7 protein-coding genes are annotated in these 8,219 nt (G+C 56.5%); all 7 read right to left on the reverse strand.

Annotated features, from left to right (window positions below; all coding sequences use genetic code 11):
• Positions 1 to 17: 17 nt before the first annotated feature.
• Positions 18 to 2,411: a 5'-nucleotidase C-terminal domain-containing protein gene (locus tag ACFP6B_RS06380; protein WP_377128304.1), complete on the reverse strand. Its 2,394-nt coding sequence runs from the start codon at positions 2,409 to 2,411 to the stop codon at positions 18 to 20.
• Between the two features lie 103 nt (positions 2,412 to 2,514).
• On the reverse strand, positions 2,515 to 3,933 hold the full coding sequence (locus tag ACFP6B_RS06385; RefSeq protein ID WP_377128307.1) for a TIGR01777 family oxidoreductase: 1,419 nt from the start codon (positions 3,931 to 3,933) through the stop codon (positions 2,515 to 2,517).
• 94 nt (positions 3,934 to 4,027) lie between these two features.
• The gene (locus tag ACFP6B_RS06390; RefSeq protein WP_377128310.1) at positions 4,028 to 4,486 is read right to left on the reverse strand and encodes a hypothetical protein; all 459 of its coding nucleotides are present in this window, start codon (positions 4,484 to 4,486) and stop codon (positions 4,028 to 4,030) included.
• Between the two features lie 254 nt (positions 4,487 to 4,740).
• Positions 4,741 to 5,706 (reverse strand): 5-oxoprolinase subunit C family protein, encoded by a 966-nt coding sequence (locus ACFP6B_RS06395; RefSeq protein ID WP_377128313.1) that lies wholly within the window; start codon positions 5,704 to 5,706, stop codon positions 4,741 to 4,743.
• Entirely contained in the window at positions 5,696 to 6,604 is a 909-nt protein-coding gene (locus ACFP6B_RS06400) for a 5-oxoprolinase subunit B family protein (protein WP_377128316.1), read from the reverse strand. The genes ACFP6B_RS06395 and ACFP6B_RS06400 overlap by 11 nt, the downstream gene beginning before the upstream one ends.
• Positions 6,604 to 7,959 carry an acetyl-CoA carboxylase biotin carboxylase subunit gene (locus ACFP6B_RS06405; RefSeq protein ID WP_377128319.1) on the reverse strand — a complete coding sequence of 452 codons (1,356 nt, stop codon included), beginning with the start codon at positions 7,957 to 7,959 and terminating at the stop codon, positions 6,604 to 6,606. Before ACFP6B_RS06405 ends, ACFP6B_RS06400 begins: the two co-directional genes overlap by 1 nt.
• A 4-nt stretch (positions 7,960 to 7,963) precedes the next feature.
• A partial coding sequence (locus ACFP6B_RS06410) for an acetyl-CoA carboxylase biotin carboxyl carrier protein (protein ID WP_377128322.1) occupies positions 7,964 to 8,219 on the reverse strand: 256 nt, incomplete at its 5' end.

Below are 8,219 nucleotides of genomic sequence, written 5' to 3' on the forward strand. Positions count from 1 at the left end.
GCCTGCGGTGTAAACCTCTAGGCCTTGCGGCGGCGGTTAGCTACCAGGGCAGCGCCACCGGCAAACAGGGCCAGGGCGCCCGCGCCAGCAACCATAGAGGCGGTGAAACCGGTGTTAGCCAGGCGGCCGGAGGAGCTACTACCCGAAGAAGAGGTAGAGGACTTGATGGCGCTGCCGTCCTCAGCCTTGTTGGTGTAGTTGGGGTCCTGCTCGCACCCTACGCCGTCCTTATCAGCATCCAGGCCCTTATGGAAGCCTGCCTCGTCGGACTTGATGGAGCGACCCAGGTCATCCCACACGGCGGCGCAGTTCTCGTACTCAAAAGCGGTAGCTGAGGGGGCCGGTGCAACAACAGTGCTCTCGGAGCTAGGAGCTACGGTCGGCTCGTCAGAAGGAGCGGGAGTGGGTTCTTCAGAGGGGGCAGGGGTGGGTTCGGCAACCGCACCGGTGAAGTTGGCTGAGAGGCGGACGGTGGTGCCAGCAACGCCGGTCGCATCAGTCAGAACAACCTCGTGGGTGCCGTTGGTGATGCCCTTACCTGCCAGGTCAAGGGAAACTGCCGCGGTGCCGTCCTCAGCGACAGCAACGGTGCCAACCTCAATGCCACCCACGGTCACCTTCAGCTCGGTCAGGGCGGGTACGCCGTAGCTACGGACGTTCAGGTCAGACAGGGAGAAGGCCAGGGTGCCGTTGACGTCGTAGCTCTCAGCCAGATCAGCAACGCGCACAGCCTGCTTAGCGAAGTTGGGGTCAACGGTGCCAGCGTTCTTGAAGTATTCAACGAAGGCGTCCGAATCTACCAGGGCGGTGTCCTTGGCGTTAGCGCCCTGGGAGAGGGTGCCGAAGTTGTCGCCGCCGCCCAGCAGGAAGCTGGGGATAGCGACGGTGTAGGTGTCGGCGTCCTCAACCTTTGTGCCGTTGACGTACACATCGAGCACGTTGGAGCCGCGGCTTGCGTAGCCCTCAGCGTCGGGGGAGCCGGTGTAGGTGTAGGTGACGTTTGAGGAGAAGCCCAGCTGCAGGTAGGGGCGGGTTGCCATCTCGCCTGCCGAGTTCTGCTGCCACTGCTCTTCAAGTACGGTCTTGAGCTGGGCGCCGGTGAGCTCGGTGGTCCAGAGGTTGTTGGCGAAGGGGGTCACGTTGACGATGTCCATGACGCGCACATTCTTGTTCACGGCCAGGCCCAGTGAGGTGCGCAGGCCGCCGGGTAGCTCATCGCGCAGACCGCCGGGGTTGACGATGCCGATATCGGCGGGGGTGCGGCCGGTGGAGTTAGCGGCAGCCAGGTACATATCCGCTACCAGGTGACCCATGGTGGACTCGTAGTTGCGCATGTCAAAGCCACCCTGGGTGTCCTTGGCGGAGTCAAAACCGGTGGTGATAGGGGCACTGACCTGGCCAGCTACCACAGAGCCCTGCTCGGTGGCGTAGGCGTTGGCATTAGTGATGATGGTGTTCACGTTAGCCAGGACGGGATCAGCTGCGATCTGCTCGGCGGTGGGGGCGCTCATGCGCTTGACCAGCTCAGAGGAGTAGGCGGTGACGTTCTTCTCGGCATCCAAGGTCAGCACAACCTTGCCCAGGTTATCGCCGTAGTTGCCGGTCTGAATAACGGGGCGGGTCTTGCCTGCCTGGCCGGGAACGGTGCCGTCAATGACGTACTCGGCGTGGGTGTGGCCGGTGAAAATGGCGTCCACAGCGGCGCTGGTCTGGTTGATAATCGCGTCAGCTTCGGGAGCTGAGGTGTCTACACCCTCGTGGTACTCAGCGATAATCACGTCGGCTTCGCCGTTGCTTGCATCGCCGTCAGAGAGCTGGGCGGCGTACTTGTTCACAGCCTCGATGGGGTCTGTGAACTGTACGGACGCCAGCGCTGAGGGGTCGGTCAGCTGCGGGGTCTCGGTGGTGACAGCACCAATGACGGCCACGGTGGTGCCGTTGACCTCGGTGGTGTAGTAGGGCTTCAGAGCAGGGGTGCCGTCAGCGTTCAGGACGTTGGCGCCCAGGTAGGTGAAGGAGGAGGCAGGGATAATGCGGTTAACCAGGTCATCCATGCCGGCGTCGAACTCGTGGTTACCCACGGCGCTGGCAGAGAGGCCCAGGGCGTTCAGGTAGTCCAGGGTGGGCTGATCCTTCTGCACGCTGGAAACGTAGAGCGAGGCACCTACGTTATCGCCAGCAGAGAGCAGCAGGGAGCCGTCGGTGGCAGCGGCACGCTCGGTCTGGATGGTGTTGGCCAGGCCCATAGCAATGCTGGTAGAAATACGACCGTGGAAATCGTTAATGTTCAGCAGGGTCAGGGTGGTGGTATCGGCTGCACCTGCACCCGGAACGGGGGCAACAACCAGGGCAACAACGGTCGCACCGCTGGCTGCCAGGCCGGCAAGGCGGCGGGAGAGAGAAGAAGACATGCTTATCTTTCGGTGAGAATGATGATGTGTGTCATTCAACAGAATAGCCCGCTCCGTGCCGTCTTACCGGTGTTTACAGTAACATTTCGGTGAACAAAAAGCCCTAGCGAACCAGCTCGTGAGCCAGAGCCCGCTCCAATTCCGGCTCAAAGAAAACGTAGCCACTAGCCAAGAGCTTATCGGCACTGGCCCGCTGGCTTGCCAGCGCTAATTCCTTCACTCCCTCCTGCCCCAGGGCCAGAGCAGGCACAGCAGGCGGAATAGGGAGCAGGACGGGGCGGTGCAGCACCCTACCCACCGTCTTGGCCAGGGCCTTCGCCGTTACCGGCGTGGGAGCCACCGCGTTCACCGGCCCCTCCAGCTTCTCGGTCAGCACCGCGTGCACATAGATACCGGCAATGTCGTCCAGGCTGATCCAGCTCTGCACCTGCTCACCCGAACCAATCCAACCCCCGGTCCCGCTCAAAAAAGCCGGCAGCTGCAGGCGCAACATGCCACCCAGGGCAGACTGCACCAGGCCGGTGCGTACGTTAACTACTCGAAGTCCAGCCTCGCGGGCAGGCTCACAGGCAGCCTCCCATGCCTGGCACACCTCCGCCAAGAAGCCACGCCCGGCGCTATCTTCTTCAGTGAGCGTCTCATCACCCCGGTCAGTACCGTAAATCCCCACCGCCGAAGCGCAGACGAAAACCTGCGGGGTAGCGTCCGCACCCCTCTGTTGCACAAGCTCGGCCAGAGTTGTTGCCAGCAGGGTTGTGGACTCAACACGGGAATCAAGAATCTTCTGCTTATTCTCCTCGGTAAACCGCTGGTTGATGCTGGCCCCGCCCAGGTGGATGACGGCGTCCGCACCCTCAAAAGCGGCGGTATCAACCTCGCCAGCAGACGGATCCCAACGGAACTCGTGCTCAGCCTCGGGTGCGCGGCGCACCAGCGTGCGCACCCTATGCCCGCCCCCGGTCAGTAGGGCAACCACCTGGTGCCCCACCATGCCGGACGCCCCAGCCACCACGACCGTCAGGGGGTCACTTTCATAGCGCTGCTGAAAATCAAGATCAGCACCGATTCGGCGCTCGCGGGCGGCAAAAACTTTCTCTAGCTGCTTTTGAGCCGCTGCCCGGGCAAGCCGTTCAGCCGCAGCTCCTACCTTTTCCGCGGGTGCGGGCGGCGTGGGAAGCGCTGTGAAGGTAATGCTATCGCGCACCACCGTATCGCCCGGCGTCGACAGAAAATCGTGGGTGTGCTCCCAGGAAGAAAAGGGGCCGCGGACCATTTCGTCAGTGAAGGAATCTGCGGACGCCCGGGTATGGCGGGCTGCCCACGGCAGGGTCAGCAGGCCCGAGGTCAGCGGCAGAGCCACCCTGGTACGAGCGGTACTTCCCGGCTCGTTCGGGGTGCCTTCTTCGGTGACGGAGCCAGCCCAGTGAGGGGTTGCTCGAGTCAGGGCACCCGGGCGCAAAAACCAGGTGCGCACGGTGTCTTCGTCGTAGGGGTAAGCGGCGGTGTAGGTAAAGTCAGCCATGGCAACCTTCCTGGAATCAAAGGAATTTTAAGTAACCTTACCTTTTGGGTGTTGGGGCGCAGTAGAAGGCACGCGCAAGGCATAAAAACCTTTTCTAGAGAGCCAGAGCGGTCAGCTTCTCCTCCACCGCCTCAATCAGCTCAGCCAAAGTGGTGATGTAATACTTCTCAGCCAGGGTCACCGCATTCTCACCCGGTAGACCCTCTGTAGCGAAAGACCCCAGGCCAAAACCCGCCCCCGCATCAAAGCTGCTGGGTGCAGGTGCCACACCGCCTGCGTCCTGGCCAAAAGCGCCCACCCCAAAAGCGGACGCCGGCGCGCTCGCCGCCTCGCGCGTGAGGGTGTACCCGTAGGCGGTCGAATCGGCATAACTGATATTGAGCACATACTCCACCTGCACGCCGTCCTCGGAACGCTCCACCGACAGGTCAGCATCGTCAAGAAACTCACCGTCGAGCTCCAGCCCACCGTTGTACTCAAGGGCCCACCCAAACTTACGGGCCAGCGCAAAGGCGGTCTCTTTAATCTGGGTGTGCTGCGGATCAACGGCCATTGATACTCCTTGCCGAGGCGGATGTTTCGTATCTACTGTACTCGTAAGCCTGCCTACAGCTGACAACCTTCCCGAGAGAGCCATGAAAGAGAGCTTTATCGCGATAGAAATATAGCCATTGCGGTAGGGCAGGCTCGCGCTCGCTGCTGACCCTCTTGCTGGTTCGCTAACGCTCACGAGCAATTCACGCCAGCCCCGAGCCAGCAGCTTCGCTGCGAACCCGCCCTACCTATCTTTCCTTCACTAGCAGTCTTCTAGGTATTCAATGAAGCTAAAGCGGCACGCAATTGCTCTTTAGCCTGCTGCCTCAGCTCAACTGCTTCCTCAACACTTATCGTTTCAAAACGAACTTTAGCGCCGGGCTGCGCACGAGCTACCGCATCCATATCAGCACTTATCACAGTTGCCACCATGGCGTATCCTCCACCAGACACAGCATCTCGATGAAGAATAATAGGCTGTGAACCGCCAGGAATCTGGATAGACCCTACAGCGTAACCGGCATCCACGATATTGGAAGGGTCAGAACCAGCACCAAAGGGCTGCACACGAGGCTTCCAGCTGACACCGGGCCCATCGAAACGTAGTCCTGCTCTGTCAGCTACAGGAGTTAAAGACCATTCCTCTTCCGTAAGGTTCTTCACTCCTTGCTCATCAAGAAGATGGTCATAAAGACCAAGTACAACTCTGTAGGTAAACTCTGCTCCAAATTCTGGGCGGTATTCGCTTGCCAGTTCGTACTGAACATCGTGTGAAATTCCTACTGGGATTTCATCTCCAGCTTCGAGCTTGCGCCCCTTAAAGCCACCTAGCGCACCTAGTGGGTACGTTGAGCGGCTTCCTAATACTTCAGGTACGTCTATGCCGCCACCAAAAGCGATGTAAAATCGGGCTCCCTGGGTCAGATAACCAAAAGTTACAATATCGCCCGCAACCAAATCGATGGTAGCCCACGTAGGTTGCTGGTTCCCATTGACTAAAACATCTACCGGAGCACCTGTAACAGCCATCTGAGTGTTATCGAGGACCTCAAATGCAGGCCCCATATAGGTACACTCAAGCGCTGCTTCACCACCCTGATTGCCTACTAGTGCATTAGCTAGCTCATACGAGTACTGATCAAGCGCACCACCTTGTGGGATACCTAAGTGATAGTAGCCAGTGCGACCACGATCCTGAACCGATGTAAGCAAACCGGGTTGCTGAATCTTAATGGCCATGGAGCACCTCCAGAAGTTCGCGATTGTACCGTTCACGGTCAGCCAACGCTTTAGATGTATCAAACTGCACCGGATAGGTCCTATATTCGAAAGTTCCAGCTTCAACTTCCTGCTGAAGACGCATATATTCCTCCTCAGAAACAGGCTTGAACTTTACGATGTCTCCAGGGCGGAAAAAGACCATGGAGTCCTTCATATTTGGCAAGCTTTGAGATGGATCAAAGATAGGACCAGCTGCTACTCCGAACATCTGATAGCCGCCCGCTCCCTCAACAGAATAGATACAGGCAAAGCAGCCACCATGACCTACGGTTAGTTTCGGGGTGCTAGAAGGGCGAGGGCTGAGATACTTAGGTACTTCAATTTGGCGCTCGCCCTCAACAAGCTGATACATGAAGGGCAGACCTGCCACAAACCCCACCATAGTCACTAGCCAAGGGTTTTCATGATGGCGGCGAATAAAATCCTCAACGGAAGACTCTCCATTGATTTTTGCTGCATATTCTAAATCAGTAAGATTTGGCTCTTGGTGATAGCCTTCGCGGAACCGTTCCACGACTTCGCTGGTGTATTTGTCTTGATACCAAACAGGCACTTCAACGACACGAGACTCAAAGGTCAAATTCTCGGTATTTTTAGTTTCTTCTTCTAGGCTTTCAACAATTTGTCGAAGATCGCTAGGAGCTAGGATATCTGGGTTAAAGCGAATCAATAGAGATGCGTTGGCGGGACAAATCTCTACAATGCCTTCTACAGCTTTGCTCTGGAGCCCCTTCGCGATGCCCATAGCGCGTATATTTGCGGCAAGGCTCATAGCTTCGTCAATTTCGACGAAGAGGAATTCGTCTCCACCGAAAGTGTAACGAGCCTTGTCCCGGAGCTGTGTAGTTTGAGTCATTACTGCTCCCTTTCGAGTAGGTCTGGGGTACTTTCGATGAACTTAGTGTGATGAGTGACCTGTTTAAATTCATCTCTTTCTAGCAGCGCCTGGTGCAGAGGCTTAGTTGTCTTGATTCCTTCAATCTTGAGGCTATCAAGAGCACGAAGAGTGTTGGCGATTGCCTCAGAACGGTCACTGCCCCGCACAATAAGTTTGGCGAACATTGAGTCGTAATAAGGGGAAATCTCAGATCCTGCTTCCACCCCAGAATCGATGCGCACGTTCTCGCCCTGTGGCCAGCTGATAGATGCTATGGTGCCGGGGCTCGGAAAGAAGTTATTGGAGGGGTCCTCTGCATTGAGTCGACATTCGATAGCACTTCCTTCGAACGCAATGTCATCTTGTTGCAGGGAAAGCTTTTCTCCAGATGCAACCCTTAACTGAAGCTCAACTAGATCTAGCCCAGTAATTTCTTCGGTGACAGGGTGCTCTACCTGAAGACGTGTATTCATTTCGATAAAGGCTGCAACTTTTTTATCGGTGTCGTAAACGAACTCCACAGTGCCTGCACCTATGTAACCACTGTTCGCAGCCAGTCTGACCGATGTCTCTCGAATCTCCTGGCGCACATCTTCAGGGAGGTTTGGAGCTGGTGCTTCCTCGAGTACCTTTTGTGAGCGTCGTTGGTAGGAGCAATCACGATCCCCAAGGTGAATGTAATTTTCTCCGTCTCCAAAGATTTGCACTTCAACATGGCGAGCAGTCCGTACAAAACGTTCTAGGTAAACGGTTCCATCTCCGAAGCTTGCCTCAGCCTCTGCCTGAGCCAGCTCAATTGTTGATATAAGGTCAGCAGGCGTTTCAACCAGCCTGATACCACGGCCGCCACCACCCGCTGAGGCTTTCACCAGCAAGGGATAGCCAATGGACTCAGCTATAGTTTGTGCCTCTTCAAGGTTTTGCAAGGGACCGTCTGAACCTTCAAGAACTGGAACTCCGGCTTGCTTAGCAGCCTCTAAAGCAGCTGATTTATTGCCCATAAGGCTAATAGTTGTAGGTGAGGGGCCCACCCAAATAAGCCCTGCATCGATGACTTTCTGCGCAAAGTCAGAATTTTCTGAAAGGAAGCCAAAGCCCGGATGTACAGCATCTGCTTTCGAGTCTAAAGCAGCCTGGATGAGAGCGTCTTTGTTTAAATAACTCTGCTGAACCAGTGCTGGACCTACAACAACACATTCATCAGCTTCTTGCGCTGCAGGGGTCTCACTATCAGCTTCAGAGACAGCCAATACAGTCTTGATGCCCATGGACTTAGCTGTGCGGATAATACGTCGGGCGATTTCTCCACGGTTGGCGATAAAAAGTTTCTGCATTACATTACCCTTCACTCACCTTGACGAGCACCATGCCGGGAGTAACAGGAGCTGCATTTTCTACTTCAACCGACTCAACGGTTCCAGAGACTTCTGATTTGATTTCGTTGAACTGCTTCATAATTTCAACCATGCCAACGGTCTGGCCGACTTCAACTGTGTCTCCGGGGGAGACAAAGGGACTGTCAGGAAAACGGTGTAAACCCTCCCAACCCCAACAGGAGAAAATAACACCATGACAACAGAACACCAACTCGCCC

Source organism: Rothia nasimurium, assembly GCF_042660305.1.
Taxonomy (GTDB): Bacteria; Actinomycetota; Actinomycetes; order Actinomycetales; family Micrococcaceae; genus Rothia; species Rothia nasimurium.